At 66.8% G+C, this 895-nt stretch carries 1 protein-coding gene; it reads left to right on the plus strand.

Features of this window, described 5'->3' with window-relative positions; all coding sequences use genetic code 11:
- Positions 1 to 48 precede the first annotated feature (48 nt).
- A complete protein-coding gene (locus LUZ64_RS36725; protein ID WP_232390654.1) occupies positions 49 to 828 on the plus strand; it encodes a transposase in 780 nt (259 codons plus the stop codon).
- Positions 829 to 895 lie beyond the last annotated feature (67 nt).

An 895-nucleotide genomic window follows, 5' to 3' on the forward strand; every position in this document is an offset into this window, starting at 1 on the left:
CTAAAGATCTTCTCGTAACCCTGTTGGTCGGCCTGCGTTGGTCTGGTCGTGCAGGTGGTGTCCGCTCAGCGTCGTGAGTTCGTCGAAGTGTTCACCGGGCTGCGCCCGCGGCAGTTCCAGCGGCTGGTCAGGGCCGTCCACCGGGCTGGTGGGCAGGCCCTGGACCCCGGCCGGCCAGGCCACCCGTGGTCGCTGTCCCTGGAGGACCGGGTGCTGCTGGTGGCGATGTACTGCCGCACGAACCTGTCCATGCCACAGCTGGCCCCGCTGTTCGGGATCTCCACAGCGGCGGTCGGCCGGATCATCAAGCGGCACGGACCGCTGGTGACCCTCGCGCCCGCCAAGCGCAGGCCGGGCAGCAATGACATGCTCGCCGTAGACGGAACGCTGGTACCCACCAGGGACCTGTCGGTCGCCGCCTCCTCGAAAAACCACCGGTACTCGGCGAACATGCAGGTCCTCATCAAGGCCGAAACCAAGCTCATGCTCGCCGTCGGCCGGCCCCTGCCCGGCAACCACAACGACTGCACGGCCTTCGCCGACTCCGGCATCAAGACGGCCTGCGAGGACGCAATCGTCATCGCCGACGGCGGCTACCAGGACACCGGACTGCTCATCCCACACCGCCGCCAGGCCGGACAGGAACGGCTGCCGCAGTGGAAGGAGGAACACAACGCCTCCCACCGCCGCGTGCGGGCCCGCGTCGAGCACGTCTTCGCCCGCATGAAGAACTGGAAGATCCTCCGCGACTGCCGGCTCAAGAGCGACGGCGTCCACTGGGCCACCAGCGGCGTCGCCCACATGCACAACCTCGCCCTCGCTGGATGAATTGAGCAGAACGCTGCAACACCCGCATCGCCGCAGCACAATTACGGAGTTACGAGAAGATCTTTAG

Source organism: Streptomyces albireticuli, assembly GCF_021228125.1.
GTDB lineage: Bacteria > Actinomycetota > Actinomycetes > Streptomycetales > Streptomycetaceae > Streptomyces > Streptomyces albireticuli.